Below are 14,065 nucleotides of genomic sequence, written 5' to 3'. Positions count from 1 at the left end.
GCGCGGGTTGCCTAACGACTCTGCGTCGAATCGTGTTGGTAATGTAGTGATGTATAACACCATGGTCCCATGCTGGAAGTCATGGGCGTGGCGCCCCCGGCAATCACCCTACTGACCCTGCAGACCCGCTTGTACCGCAGCCATCAGTGCTGCGAACGAACGCCTTCGGGGGAACTACGTACTTGCAGCCCGTTGGTTTCGAATGCGACCGATTCGGTACGTCGATTTCAGGCGACCCAGCGCGGGAATTAGGCCGACCCGTGAAGCGGGTGAGGCTCGTATGAGTTGTTGGGCAGCGGCTCAGTAGCCGTCTGCCTGCAAACGAAGAACCATCTCTCCAGCCTCTTTGTCCGGTAGAAAATCGAGATCTACCAATGCCCCACGATCTGGCGAGCCAAATGTAGTTGAGAAGGATCCACTATGGATGTCTACGTTTTGGCCTGTTCCTGGCGCAGGAGCTAGGCAGTTAAGGATACGTTTGGCGTTGTAACCAGCGAACTCAGTAGAGCTGTGCTCCATCAGGTAACTGCACAACTTCTTGCCGGGCTCATAATCGTCGTGCTCACAGGTCTTCAAGCCCATTACGATGTTGTCACCTTCTACCCGTGCACCCCAGAACGTGCGCAAGGTGAGGCCGCGAGTCTCCTCCGGTTTCACAGATGTCAAGAAGCTCTCAAGCTCCGAGCAGAATTCGTCCGCTTCTTCGTGAGCGTAGGCCACGATGCTGGAACTGGCCAGAAGTAGGGCGAGTGTCAGATTCGAGAATATCTTCATCTGCCGGCTAAACCCGGAATTAAGCCGTGCCGCGTAGCGGCGTCGGCCTGAATGAACGGCTAGGCCTCATCTGTGGCCTCTATTTGAAAGACGCATTTATCGCCACGAGAATCAAGTGTGCGCAATAGGGGGACATTAAACGACTTGGCATACTCGACTGTCCGGGTTGGCGTCAGCGGGTTACCGTCACTCTCGTGTGTGTCAAGTATGGGCCGTACCGGAACAAGGACACTGCCGCATTTGACCTCAGCCACGTTATAGCTACCTGTAACTTTGCCACCACCCCAAACGGTATGGGTACCCCAGCCGTCGTACCAAGACAAGAGGGTTTGATTCTCTACCTGTCCCGCGACAGGAAACGAAGCCAGGAATGCCAGCCCAATCGCAATCTGTCTCATGAGGTCTGACTCTGGAATTGATCCGACTCGCTGAGCGGGTTCGGCTTGAATGAACTGTTAGGCCTCAATGTCAGGCCCGATTTCCGACTCGTAAGCCATCGCTTCGTAGCCAATCTGGCCGTTCTCTCGCACAAAGTACACAAGACAACCTGGTTCTCCATCAGGGAAAGTGAATCCCTGATCGAGCTGCACGACATCGCCGATCTTTGGTTCTATTCCATCCGGCGACGTGAATCGCGACGGTGGAATCTCAGCGATCAACGGCACCAACGGTGGCTTCTTCATCGCGAAACATGTCCTGTCCGGTGCGGGAGTACTTCTCGAAGCCTAACTCTGGAATTAAGCCGGCCCGCGTAGTGGGTTCGGCTTGAATTAATTGTTAGGCGACAAGCCAAATAGCCGTCTTGAACACCCACCCAAGAAGATAGAGGATAGCCAGCCCAACAAGCCATGCGAAACCCAATGCTCCGCGAGTGCGGATAAGGTAGTACGGCAGGTACAACGGCCAAATCAGGTAGGCCAGAAAGCCAAACTCATATGGACGATACACGCGGGCGTCTCCGCGACTGTCTGCCTCAATCCAAGTCCCGACAAGTAGACTAAAGACGACCGACCACGCAAGAGAGAGTCGCTCTGCTTCCAACCCGGTTTGGTAGAAAAGCACGGCTTCCGTGCCTGCGACTAATAAGCCAAGACCGACGATGGTCCGCATTATTGGCCGTGCGATCATTTTCCCCATTTCGCCTAACGCCTGAATTAAGCCGAGCCGCGAAGCGGCTTCGGTTTGAATGAGTTGTTAGGCTCCGTTGCTACGCTCCGGAGCCTAGTAAAGGTCAACAAGGCCATACCACAAATGCCACAGGCTACTGGTGCGAGTTTCCATTTCATTGAGGCACTTGTCTCTCTTGACTGAAGCAACTGGATCCTTCAGATCCTGGCCCGAACACATGCCAAGATAACTAGCGTAGTGATAGTTCTCGAGCCGAATCACTTGAAGCGATAGCCAGACGATGAGGACAGCTAGCACTGCAGTTGTTGCGTTCTTCATGGATGCTCCAGACGCGTTAAAGCTCAGTACGGGGCCAAACTACCTAATAGACAGACCCGTGGGTCCGGTTATACAACCTATCCACAAAGCACCGTATGGCGGGCTTTCCCTTGGTACGGCTCGATCTTAGGGCGGCTGGGTCCGGCTAACAAGCCGGCGTATAACCGGACCAAGCGCTAGGCGCGGGCGCGGCACAATGGTCGCTATGGCTCGGTACCAGTCCCGGAAAACTGACAGTTCCAACACGCATGCACTCAGCGATTTTCAAGCGCTTTCAGAATCCCGGGGATGCGCGTATCACTCGGCGCAAGCTCGGCGGCCTTTTTGTAACTGCGTATCGCTTGGTCGCGATCTCCGTTGGCACGATGAGCCTCGCCAAGGCTGTCGTAGACATTCGCCGATTCCGGGTGCGCGTTGGCGTTCCACTGGAAAACCGCCACGGCCTCCGGCACGCGCTTCATTCTCAATAGGCGATAGCCCAGCGAATTCAGTGCTTTCTCGGAAGTATCGTATTCGCTGGCGGCCGCACCCAGCCCTTCATAGGCCCGGGTCATGCCCGCTACGCCCTGCGACGTGGCCAGTGGTATCAGCAGGTTGCCCAGGCTTTTCCTGGCCAGCGCAATCGGCTCGCCGTGGAGCACTGCCATCAATTCCTTGCCCAAGGTCGCTACCGTCTCACCCTGCCAGTAATTGTCCAGGATGATCACCACCGACCGGTCATGCTCGGCGCGGAGCCAGTAGCTCTGATAGCCGGGAACGCTGCCCGTATGTGATTCCACCTTGTAGGCGCCACCCGCCGGCAAGGTCCAGTTCTCCACCTCCCAGCCGTACCCATAGTTCGAGCGGTGGTCTGTCCACATGGCCTGCCGGGAGTGTTCTGCCAGGAGCAGATCACCCTGGAGGGCTCGGTCCAGGCGAAGCAGGTCGTCAACCGTGGAGTAAAGGCCGGCTGCGGCGAACGAGACGCTCGGGTCGATCGGCATGGGCCGTGCCAGGCTGAGGTCGGGCCGGGTTTGATACCCCGTCGCCAACCGTGGAATGAGGTCACTGGCGTGATACAGCCCGCTGTCCTTCATGCCTGCCCTGTCCAGGATCCGGCTACGCACATTCGCCTCATAGCTGACGCCAGTCACCTTCTCGATGACCAGGCCGAGCAGGAAGTAGCCGTTGTTGTTGTATCGCCATTCCGCCCCCGGCGCGCTGACCAGGGTTCCGGGTATCCACGCCTTCGCGAAGTCTTCTGGCTCGAACGACACCCGCGCCTGCGTATTCCACCACGGGTCCTCGTAGCTACGCGGCAGATCCGCGACGCCGGAGGTATGGTTCAACAGTTGTGCCACCGTGACCGAAGCAGCGGGGGTGTTGGCGTAGAGCACCGGCAGGTAGTCGCCCAGCGTTCCCTCCAGCCGCAATCTGTTCTCCTCCACCAACTGCATCACCAGGATGGCGGTGATTGGTTTGGTCAACGAGCCAATGCGGAACACGCCTTCGCCCACATTGGGCACCTGCCATTCCCGGTTGGCCAGTCCATGGGCGCCGCGATACAGGATGCGCCCATGCTGGGCGACAAGAACCACGCCATTGAAGTCACGGTTCGCTGCGTAGCTGTCCACCAACTGTTTCAGCTCGGCGGGACCTGCCTCTGCCCTGGCCGGTCCGGAAACAACGAGCAGTGCTGCAAGGAAGCCTGCTGCCACAAGAATGGCCCGCCGAAAGGATCGGCTTTCTTTCAGGGAGAGCGACAAGATGGCGCGCGGCATCCACATATCCCATTCATAAAGAGCGCAGTGTAGCCGTGCCGAATCATTGCGAACGGCCGCGACTGCCATGACTGATGGCCTACGAAAGACCCGCGGGCCTGGCCTCCGGGTCCGCGCCATTGTCAGCTGGGTTCAAGTTCGCGTCTTCGATCGAACCCCTTCGATGCTGGCAGAATGTCGTGGCCACTACGTTCCTTCTCGAAGCATTGGCGTGATAGAACAAGGGCTTCCCGCGGCCCGGCCGTACCCGGCGAGAAGCACCAGAATCACGATGACTCCAATCGAACAGTTCCACAAACAGATATGGGCCGCCCTCGACCCGGTGGACGAGGCTGCCTTCGAGGCGATTGCCGCGCAGCCGCCAAGTGATGCGGAAGTACAAGCGGTTGAGGCTGTGCTCGACGCCCCGCTCCCGCCCGAATTCGTCGCCTTCTCGCGGAAGAGCAATGGTTTGCTCGTCGTTGCCCGGACCGAGCTCTGGCCGGAGCCGGAGCTCTACTCGGTCGGCCCTGCCTGGAAGTTCTGGCGCGGCGTCATGCTGTTCGGCTTTGATACCGGGGACCTGCCCGAGTGGGCCAGCCTCACCACGGCGGCGGCGGCGCTGCGCGACCTCGAGGTGAAAGGCGTTGCCCCGGTCTTCAAGGTGCTGGGGGACCACGATCGGATCTGGGGCGTGGACCGCGATGGCGGCTCGGTACTGGTCATGGATGGCGAAGTACAACGTCTGGATGCCCCGATCGTTGAACTTTACGCTGCGGAGATTGCCGAGCTCATGGACCGGCAGCAGGAGTACGTCCGGACAGCCCCGAAGCGGTAGCGTGCGTGGGGCCTGCGGAATGGCCGGCGTTCACATGCGGGGGTTCGCGTCGGGCGGGAAAACGCCCTACCCGCTCAACGTTGGATCAGAACGCCCGTGTCGGCGGACACGGCTGCCGGGTGCAGTTCTGTGACGAATCACGAAAAGGTCGTCGTACCTTCCGCCGCCGCGCGCCGGCGTGACCCGGCGCGCGAGGTATTGCCTTCGGTTGCTACGGGTGCCATCAACGCCCCGCCGGCGCCGCCTCGATGGACACCGGCACGGTGGTGAGCTTGCTGTCCAGGGCCTGCACCACTTCGGCAGTGAGGTCGTTGGCCATGTTGCCACCCAGCACCACGTTGCGATCGAGCAGCAATCCGCAGTTGTGGCGGGCGTAGACCTGCGCGATGAGCGGTTGCGCTTCCTCGGAGATGCGCTGCAGTGCCTTCACCCGTGCCTGCTCGATCTGGCGCGCCTGTTCGGCGGCCTTCTGCTGCAGGGCCTGATGCTTCTGCAGGCCGGCGCGCTGGGTGGCGGTCAACTGCGACTCCTGCACCGGGGCACCGGCCAGGCCCAATGCCTGCAGTTCGGTCGTGAGCGTTGCCTGCTCGGCGCCGAGCTGTTCCTGCGCCCGTGTGGTCAGGCGCTGCAGCTGCTCGGTGGCGCTCAGGCCTGCCTTGGCGTTGGCGAAGATGGCCTCACGGCTGATCATGCACACGCCCTGCACTACCGGCCCGCCCAGCGGCGGGGTGGCGGTCTGGGCGTGGCCGGCCAACGGCGACAAGGAGAGCAGCACGACGCCGAGCAGGAGTACGCGCGTGATGGAATTCATGGGATGTCGGTTCCTTCGGGAGTGGCGGTCCGGCTAGGCGCTTGCCCGGCCATGTCGGTATCAGTTGCCGCGCAGGTCAGCGAAGCGCGCCAACGACAGCAGGTGCGAATGCACCCGGGCCAGTGCGCCGTTGCGGTGCCAGTCAACCACGGTCTGCTCGGACAGCTGGGCGAACGCCTTGGGCGAGACCACCGAGAAGCCGGTGAGCGTCGATTGACCACCCTCCGGCAGGGTGATGTTGGCGGTGCGCTCGATCAGCAGGCCTTCGGCCGCCAGTTGGCCGACGAACGCCTGCGTTGCCGCGCTCTCGCGGGTGAAGGCTTCGCAGAACCGCAGCGCCTGGGTGGTGAGCTCGGTCGGCGTGCTGCCTTCGAACAGTGGCTGCCCTTCCTCACCCCCGGTCACCACCATCGGCGCTTCGGCGTCGATGGCAAGTGCGTAGCCGCCGGGCTCGCCCACTTCGGCGAACACGAACGGGTAGCGGCGAACGTAGGCCGGCACGTAGGTGTCCTGCCGCCAGGCGTCTCCATCGACGAACTGGTTGCGCTGCTCCAATCCCAGCACGGCCACCGGGGTGTATTCCGGCCCGGCGAAGACGATGGGATAGTGGCGCGCGGCGGCGTCGAATTCGCCGATCATCAACGGCACCGAATTCGATGCGGCGGCAAAGGCCACGCCGGCGGGCTTGATCCGCCATTGCGCATGGACGTCGGTACTGAGCAGCTCCGGCTTGCGGTAGAACAACGGCCACGCCGCAGCGTGGGGTGGTTGCGGGCCCGCGGTGGTCGTGGTGGGCTCGCGTTCCTGGACTTCAATCGTCATGACTCTGGATTCCTTGCGTTCGGGCGCCTGCCCATCAATGTCATTGCCCTGCGATCACCCGAGGTGATCCGGCACATGTCGCCGTGCGGGGTTCCTGCCCTTGCCTGCCTGCACGCACCCCGCACAGCCCAACCCGTGCTGTAGCGGATCCTCATCCTGCCCGGATGGCTGCCCGTGCATGGGTGCGTGCAGGCAGGCCCGCTTGCGCCGTGCCTGCTTGCGTGTGGCGGTCAAAACTTCGCATTGACCTCCAGCTGGAACACATCGATGGCCAGCGGCGGCCCGGATACTTCCTTGGCCGAGAACCAGCTGCCGGTCAGCCAGGCCCGCTTGTCGAATAGCCACGATGCACCCAGGTAATAGCCCTTGGCGTTGGTGCCGCCCAGGTGGAAGTCCGAGTCGTTGTAGCCATCGGGCACTGCATCGGCTTCGACACGGCGGTAACCGAGCCATGCGTTCCAGTTGCCCGGCTGCTTGAGCGCCAAGGTCCCGAAGGTCGCCTGCAGCTGCCATGCGGTGTCGCCGCTGTCGATGTCGCGCGGGCCGGCGATGCCACTGGCCGGGAGGGTCAGGTTGGTGACGATGCCGCCGTTGGCACGCGCCCACATTTCCCCCGGATCGTAGGCAAGGTTGCGGATCCAGTTGCCGTCCAGCTGCAGGCCGTAACCGTTGAACGCCGGCAAGGTGTAGCGCAGGTTGACGTCCACCAGCTCGAACTCCGAGGCCAGCCCCACGTACTGCGGCTGCGGCGTGTTGGCCGGGTTCACCGGGTCCAGCGCGATGTTCCGCAGCAGCATCAGCGTGTTGCCCTTCTGCATGAACTGCGGGCGGGTCCAGTCGGTGCTGCAGAAGGTGTCGCCGGCATACAGCGCGCACGGCTCGGAAAGCTGGCCGGTGATGCGGCGGAAATCGTAATAGGCCAGTGCACCGCGCAGGCGATGGTCCTCGTTGAACGCCCACTCCGCGCCCACCTGCAAGCCGTTGAGCCACTTGTCGCGGCTCTTCATCTTCTCGGTGCTGGTGCTCGGGAAGCTATCGCCGGAGTATTCCAACGGGGTCAGGCCGAGCGTGGCGAATACCGTCAGATCGTCGCTGGCGAAGCGGTCCTGGTACTGCACCGAGACGCCGTCGAAGTTCAGGTCGTTGGAGAACAGGGCCTCGGTGGACCAGTACGGGTTCTCGAAGCGGCCACCCACCACGCGCAAGGCATCGATGGGCGTCCATGCAATCCAGGCCTGGTCGATCCAGGCGTCCTTCTTGGCCAACCCGCCCCCCAGGGTCTGGGTGGTGGAGACCGGGCCGTCGTCGTTGCCGGTAGCCAGGCGCACACCGCCCTGCACGTGCTCGCCCAGGTCGGCGGTCAGGCCCAGCCGTGCGCGTATGCGCCAGGAGTTGTTGCGGTCCTGACGGGTATTGAGCAGCGGCGGATACGGCAGGTGGGTGTTGCGGTTGACGTCATAGCCGTTGCCGGCGTTGATGGCCGCCCAGTTGACCTGGATGTTGCTGTTGCTGTCGGAGTACAGGCGCGACTCGTTGCGTACGCGTACGTCGCCCTCCAGCCGGATCCGCTGCGTCCATTCCGGCACAGCGTCCGGCGCGGCCCAGCGTTCGTCCCTGGCCTGGGCCATGACTTCGGCCTTGACCTCTTCGCGGATCTCGTCGCGCACGGTCTGGGGAATGTACGGAACGCGCACATCGCCCGGCTGTGCCTGCGTCGAGGCGGCGGTCGCCGGCGGCTGTGCCTCGCGACGCGCCTCCTCGATCAGCAGGTCGCCGGCCTCCGCGGTGAGCGCTCCGCTCCCGACCAGGCTGCGGATCAGCTTGACCATGGTGCTGTCGCCGGCGTGTTGTGCCTGCGCATTGCCGGCCAGCAGGGCCAGGCTGATCGCGCCCAGCAGCGCCGTGCGCCGGAGCACGCTGGCGGTGTTGCGTTGTGCTGCAGTTGTCATGAAGGTTCTCGCGATGGGGAATTCTTGGATTGGCGGAGTCATGCCGCTGGCCTCCTGCCCTGCACCAGCACGCGGGCCGGGAAGGTCAGCGACGCCGGTGGCTGCGTGTCGAGCCGGCCATGGCTGCGCACGGCTTCGAGCACGGCCTGGTCGGCCTCGCTGTTGCCACTGCTGCGCACCAGCTCGGCACGGCTGATCGTGCCGTCGCGCTCCACCCAGACATCCAGGTGCATCTGGAAGGCCTCGCGGCGGACGCGCTCATTGCGCGAGATCGCCTGCTGCAGCACATAGCCCAGGTAGCGGCCGTAGCTGGCATTGCCCGCGCCACCGGCACCGGTCCCGGACATGCCGCCGCCGGCGCCCTTCTGGATGCCGAAGTTGTCGGTGCCTGCTTGCGCGTCGGCGTCCATGGTCACCGGGTCGGACGTGTCCGGTTCCGGGGCCTCGTCTTCGGCCGGTGTCGGCGCTTCGTCGAGTGGCTCCGGTTCCGGCAGCGGCTCTTCCTCGGGCTCGGGTGCAGGCTCGGGTTCCGGCGGGGGGGGCGGAGGCGGCGGAAGCATCAGCATCTGCGTGTCCGGCACCGCCCGGCGGGTGGTCGCCGGTTCCTTGAACAGCAGGTACCAGACCAAGCCCGCAAGTACGGCAACCACCACGACGCTGCCCAGCGCCGCCGGCAACCACGCCGGCAATACCCCTCGCCGTCCATCGGGTTTCTGGGAATGGGTGTTCACTGGCCATCACCCCTGTGGCTTGCCGGTCACCAGGCCGACCTGACGCAGCTCGATCCGGCGCAGCAGGTCCAGGACCTCGACCACGCGCGCGTACTGCACCTGCGCGTCGCCGCGCACGATCACCGGGAAGTCCGCGTTGACCGCCTTTTCCTGGCGCAGCCGCTGTTCCAGTTCCGGCAGCGTCACCGGGTAGGCATCCAGGAACACCTGCCCGGCGGTATCGATGGTGATCGCCTTGGTCTGCGGCTTTTCCAGCGGGATGCTGGAGCTGGCCTTGGGCAGGTTCACCTCCAGTCCCGGGATGGTCGCGTTGCTGGTCAGGATGAAGATCACCAGCACCACCAGCAGCACGTCCACGAACGGCGTGACATTGATGCCCTTCTCCCGCTTCTTGATGCCGAATGCCCGCTTGGCCATGACGTCCTCCTCAGCCGCGCGCGGCGGTGGCCAGGGCCAGCTTGCCGTCTTCGGACTCTTCGGCCAGGCGGGCGCTGAACTCGTCGACGAAGATCGACATGTCGGCGCCAATCGCTTCGGCACGCGCCGCCAGCCAGTTGTAGCCAAACAAGGCGGGAATCGCGACGCCCAGGCCGGCGGCGGTACACAGCAGCGCCGCGGCCATGCCCGGTGCCACCGAGTTGATGTCCACCGCACCGGCCATGGCCGCCACCGCGAACACCAGCATGATGCCGATCACCGTGCCGAACAGGCCCACGTATGGTGCGCCCTCGATGGTGGTGGACAGCCAGTTCATGCGCTTGGCCATGCGCTCGGACTGGCGGGTGACTTCGGCATCCAGCGTGGCACGGATGGCACCGATGGCCGAATCGGACAGGCGGGCGGTACCGGTATGGGCCTGGCGGCCCTTCACCTCGTTCAACGCGATGCGGTACAGGCGCCATAGCGTCGAGTTGTCCTGCACGTCGCGGGTGACCTGGCCGGATGCGGCAAGATCGGTCAGGTGCGTGATCGGCTGGCCGGCGGCGCTGCGGTAGTGGTCGGTGAAGGATGCATTGGCCTTTTCCACCGCGCCGAAGTAGCGGCCCTTGCCCAGCATGATGGCCCACGAGGCCAGCAGCATCAGCGACAGCACCGCCACCACCACCCACGCATCAACGGGCATCGCCTTGAGGATGAAGCCGAAATGGCTCACGCCCTCGGACTGTTCGTCCGCGCCGAATGCCACCAGCTTGGCATCGGCCATCTGCCCGGCAACGTCGGCCTGGATCAGGCCGGCGCTGCGTGCGACCTTGGACAGGCGCACTTCATCGATCATGCCGGTGAAGGCATTGGCAGGCTGGACCGGCGCCGCATCGGCCGCCAGCGGCGCCGCGCCGGCCGGCAATGCGTCGCCACCGACCAGGACGTCGCCGTCGAGGGCCGGCAACGCGGCCTCCAGACGCGCGGCCTCGCTGCCGTTGATGTACAGCACGACCTGACCGCTGCCGGCCGACAATGCGAAGTGCGTCCGCTGGCCGGCGGTGACTGCGGCGCTGCCACTGGCGCGCACACCGTTGACGGTGACGAACGGGACACCGGCATCCAGGCCGGCGACCAGGGCGCCCCCGCCGTCGCGTCGTGCATAGACTGCCTGGTTGGCGCCGAGCTGGTCGGGGCGGATCCAGGCCGAGAACGTCAGCGCCCCGCCCTGTGCCACCGCCAACGACGGCGACGCCGGGATGGCCAGTGCCTCGCCCTGCAGACTGGCGGCCCGGCCGATCACGCCGTCGTCCACCAATGCGACGGCATTGCGCGCGTGGTTGGCGTAAGCGGTGGTGTCACGCGGTGCCCCGTCGGCGTCGGCGAAGTGGAACACCGCCACGTAGTCCGGATCGAACGCCAACTGCGCGCTGGCCGGTGCCGGGGCATTGGCATTGCCGTAATACAGCCAGATGGATTGCGCAGCGCCGGTGCGCAGCGCCGGCACGTCCACCCAGATCGTCGCCATGCCCAGCGCGGCGTCGAACTGTTCGATCTGGTGGTTCAGCACGGTCCTGCCATCGCTGCCGATGAAACGCAGGTCGGCGCCGTCGGGGGCAACGCCGTCGAAGGCGAAGTTGGCGCTGTGCAGGCGCACCAGCACCGTGGCACGGCCTGCGTCGCTGGACAGTTTGGCGGCGGCCAGGTCCAGGGTGATCGGTTTGCGGTACTTCCAGTCGGCCTGCCACCAGGACGACTCTTGGGCGCTGGACGCGCCGGACATGGCAATGCCCAGCAGGAGCAGCAGCAGGGTAAGGACGCGTTGCATGGACGTGGATCTCCGGATCTGGCGGAAAGGAAGGACGGGAATCAGAAGCTCGTACCGATGCTCAGATGCAGTCGATGCGCGCCTTGTGTGGTGGTCGGGCCATCGCGGAGCGGGTAGCCGTAGTCGAAGCGGAAGCTGAGGTAGTCGAACAGGCGGAAGCTGCTGCCCAGGCCGATGGCGCCGAGCGTGAACGCGTCCTCCTGTTCGGGCATGGGACTGCGCAGGCGCAGCCACGCGCCATCGAGGTAGGTGTAGATGCGCCAGCCCTGCAAACCCCAGATGCCCAACGGCCGGGTGCGCCATTCCAGCGACGCCAACGCGCCGTAGTCGCCGATGGCTTCGGCCGAGCGGTAGCCGCGCACCGTGTACATGCCACCGGCGGCCATCTGCTCACCCGATACCAGCGGCTGGTCGGTGGCCTGCACCGACAACCGCCCGTGAAGCTGCTCGCCGCCGTCGAAGTTGAACGTGTCGCTGATGTCACCCTTGACCAGCACGAAGCTGGGATCGGCCTTGAAGCGCGCCCAGTCGAACTCGGCCTCGGTACTGCCGTAACCGAACAGGCTGCGGGTGCCGAACACCACCTGCGCCTCGGTGGAGAGCTGGTGCTTCTCGCCCTGGCGGAAGCCGCTGTAGCCCAGGCTGATGGGTGCGTACTTCAGCGGCACGTACTGGACATCCTGGCCCAGCATGCCGATGCGCTCCTCACGGTCGTTGAAGGTGACGCCCAGCGAAAGCTGGTGCCACCAGAGGCCGTTCATCGGCAGCACCCGGTTGAGCTTCACGCCCAGCGCATGACCCTTGCCGGTGACATTGGTGTTGCCCTCGGTGAGCACGTTGCTGTCGGAGCTGTAGCCGGACAACTCCAGCGTCCAGTCCGGGGAGCCCAACGGCATTGCATAGGAGCCGGACACGACATTGGCTTCGCCCAGGTCCTCCGGGGCGAAGAACCAGGTCAGCGAGGCCGAGTGTTCCCTGCCCCACAGGTTGTCGTGGCCCACGCTCAGCACCGAGCGCAATGCGCTGGTGTCGGCGCTGTGGTCGTTGTTGAGGGAGGCGCCGAACCGCCAGGGCGACTGGTCCTCGACCTTCAGCTGCACGTCCATGGTGCCCGGCGCGCTGCCCTGCTGTACCAGCGGGATGACCTGGCGCTTGCCGCTGCGGCCGAGCGCACTGAGCTGGGCCTGGGCCTGCGTGAAGTCGGGCACGCTGCCCTCCTGCAACGCCGGCACGCGGGCACGCAGGGCCTGCGGATCGTTGTGCCGCGCACCCTCCACGGTGACATTGCCCAAGCGGGTTTCGGTGACCTGCAGGAATACGATGCCGCCGCTGACCTGCTGCTCGGGCAGGTCCACGTACACCGATTGGTAGCCGCCGGACTGGTAGGCCTCCTGCAACGCCGCGCGGGCCGCTTCGATGTCGGCCATGGTCCGGTCCGGGCCAAGGTATGGCGTGATCGCGCGTTCGATCGAACGGGCATCCAGCACGCTGTTGCCGCGCACGATGTACTCGTTGACGTTGACCTTGCGGGTGGACGCGGTGGCCGCCACCGGCTCCTGCGCCGAAGCCACGGCGCAGCACACCGCGAGCATCAGGCCGGTGGCCTGCGCGAGGCAGGCTGGCCTGGTTTTGATTGGGGACATCGGATGGGGTCTCGGATGGCGATATGACAATGATCTGTACGCAAAGCGACAAGCCGATTGCGCAGCGTCTATCCGTAGGACGAATGTCGTGCGCGGAATACCGCAAAGTTTTTTGCGCGACGCGATGAAGCGCATCGTCGACATCGCCGGGTGTGACAGACCGGTGACAGCTGCGGCCACACGCACCGGTCACGTGCATGACGTCCGGGTGCCGGATCAGGGTTTGTGCAACGCCGGCGGCAATGACGTCACGGGGGGCGCTGGGCGCTGCGGCAAGGTGGACTTGCCAAAGGTGTTGCCCATGCGTTGGTGGGTGGCCTCGCGATGCGCCAGGCCCAGGGCCGTCGGGGCGCGCCGGCCCACCGCGTCGGCTTCCAACTGCGGCAGCGGGGCCGCGGGTGTCGTTGCCGGGGTCAGCATCCGCGACAGGCAGGCATAGTCCTCCACGCGCTGGCCGTCGACTTCCACGTCCACGCAGGCCATCGGTGGTCCTCTCTCCTGGGCCACCGCGGTGCCCGCGAGCACCATCGCCAGCAAACCGCAGGCGGGCCAGGCCCCCATCGTCATGGTTCCTGCGTCGCGGCGGGCGCAGGAACGAAGTCGGGATTGGGCTGCAAGCGCAGGCGCAGCACCAGCGGCTGGCGCATGTCCGCCGGTGGCGGCGGCAGCGGTCTGGATGCCAGCAGCGCACGCAGGTCCGCATCGGCCTGCGTACTGCCCAGCGAGTCGAACGCGCTGCGCTCCACCCTGCCCTGCCCGGAGATCCATACCTGCACCATCACCGGTCCCGGCACCGGGTGGTCGGCCCGTTGGGCCAGGTGCGCGTGCAGACGCGTAACCAGTTCGCCGGCGTCTTCACTCAGGCGCGCCTGCAGCGTTGTCCCGGCCTGGCGCGCGTACGCCACCCAATGCTCAGGCGCCACTTCCTGGGCCTGCACCGGCATCACCGCCAGTCCGGCAACGAGCACGGTGCCCGCCAGCCCTCGCGGCCGCGACAGCCGTGCACGCAGTGCGCGTGCCCAAGCCTCCCACCGCTTCTTCCACCTGCGCGGAGATTCGCCCAT

The 14,065-nt window shown here is 64.8% G+C and carries 13 protein-coding genes; 1 reads left to right on the top strand and 12 read right to left on the bottom strand.

Features of this window, described 5'->3' with window-relative positions; translation table 11 throughout:
- Positions 1–300: 300 nt before the first annotated feature.
- The 3 genes from IB227_RS00360 to IB227_RS00350 all read right to left on the bottom strand — a co-directional run bounded on the left by IB227_RS00360 (position 301) and on the right by IB227_RS00350 (position 3,980).
- The gene (locus tag IB227_RS00360) at positions 301–774 is read right to left on the bottom strand and encodes a hypothetical protein (RefSeq protein WP_192285727.1); all 474 of its coding nucleotides are present in this window, start codon (positions 772–774) and stop codon (positions 301–303) included.
- A gap of 455 nt (positions 775–1,229) precedes the next feature.
- A complete protein-coding gene (locus IB227_RS00355) occupies positions 1,230–1,457 on the bottom strand; it encodes a hypothetical protein (RefSeq protein ID WP_192285725.1) in 228 nt (75 codons plus the stop codon).
- Positions 1,458–2,474: 1,017 nt separating this feature from the next.
- Positions 2,475–3,980 carry a serine hydrolase domain-containing protein gene (locus IB227_RS00350; protein WP_192285723.1) on the bottom strand — a complete coding sequence of 502 codons (1,506 nt, stop codon included), beginning with the start codon at positions 3,978–3,980 and terminating at the stop codon, positions 2,475–2,477.
- A 271-nt stretch (positions 3,981–4,251) separates the two neighbouring features.
- Between IB227_RS00350 and IB227_RS00345 the strand changes: the two genes are divergently transcribed.
- Positions 4,252–4,797, top strand: a complete 546-nt coding sequence (locus IB227_RS00345; RefSeq protein WP_192285721.1) for an SMI1/KNR4 family protein — start codon at positions 4,252–4,254, stop codon at positions 4,795–4,797.
- A 223-nt stretch (positions 4,798–5,020) separates the two neighbouring features.
- Here IB227_RS00345 and IB227_RS00340 read toward each other — a convergent pair whose 3' ends face one another.
- The 9 genes from IB227_RS00340 to IB227_RS00300 all read right to left on the bottom strand — a co-directional run bounded on the left by IB227_RS00340 (position 5,021) and on the right by IB227_RS00300 (position 14,065).
- The gene (locus IB227_RS00340) at positions 5,021–5,608 is read right to left on the bottom strand and encodes an OmpH family outer membrane protein (RefSeq protein WP_192285719.1); all 588 of its coding nucleotides are present in this window, start codon (positions 5,606–5,608) and stop codon (positions 5,021–5,023) included.
- 60 nt (positions 5,609–5,668) lie between these two features.
- Complete coding sequence (locus IB227_RS00335) at positions 5,669–6,430, bottom strand: SapC family protein (RefSeq protein ID WP_192285717.1); 762 nt, start codon at positions 6,428–6,430, stop codon at positions 5,669–5,671.
- 230 nt (positions 6,431–6,660) lie between these two features.
- Positions 6,661–8,379, bottom strand: coding sequence for a putative porin (locus IB227_RS00330; RefSeq protein ID WP_192285715.1), 1,719 nt, complete (start codon positions 8,377–8,379; stop codon positions 6,661–6,663).
- Between the two features lie 38 nt (positions 8,380–8,417).
- The gene (locus IB227_RS00325; RefSeq protein ID WP_318639516.1) at positions 8,418–9,110 is read right to left on the bottom strand and encodes a TonB family protein; all 693 of its coding nucleotides are present in this window, start codon (positions 9,108–9,110) and stop codon (positions 8,418–8,420) included.
- 6 nt (positions 9,111–9,116) lie between these two features.
- Positions 9,117–9,527, bottom strand: a complete 411-nt coding sequence (locus IB227_RS00320) for a biopolymer transporter ExbD (protein ID WP_192285713.1) — start codon at positions 9,525–9,527, stop codon at positions 9,117–9,119.
- A gap of 10 nt (positions 9,528–9,537) precedes the next feature.
- The gene (locus IB227_RS00315; protein WP_192285711.1) at positions 9,538–11,358 is read right to left on the bottom strand and encodes a DUF2341 domain-containing protein; all 1,821 of its coding nucleotides are present in this window, start codon (positions 11,356–11,358) and stop codon (positions 9,538–9,540) included.
- Between the two features lie 41 nt (positions 11,359–11,399).
- Positions 11,400–13,001 carry a ShlB/FhaC/HecB family hemolysin secretion/activation protein gene (locus IB227_RS00310; RefSeq protein ID WP_192285709.1) on the bottom strand — a complete coding sequence of 534 codons (1,602 nt, stop codon included), beginning with the start codon at positions 12,999–13,001 and terminating at the stop codon, positions 11,400–11,402.
- Between the two features lie 216 nt (positions 13,002–13,217).
- Positions 13,218–13,562, bottom strand: a complete 345-nt coding sequence (locus IB227_RS00305) for a hypothetical protein (RefSeq protein WP_192285707.1) — start codon at positions 13,560–13,562, stop codon at positions 13,218–13,220.
- Between the two features lie 2 nt (positions 13,563–13,564).
- Entirely contained in the window at positions 13,565–14,065 is a 501-nt protein-coding gene (locus IB227_RS00300) for a TonB C-terminal domain-containing protein (RefSeq protein WP_192285705.1), read from the bottom strand.

The sequence above is a fragment of the Stenotrophomonas sp. STM01 genome (assembly GCF_014852135.1).
Classification (GTDB): Bacteria; Pseudomonadota; Gammaproteobacteria; order Xanthomonadales; family Xanthomonadaceae; genus Stenotrophomonas; species Stenotrophomonas capsici.
This window is presented reverse-complemented; position numbering and strand designations above follow the sequence as displayed.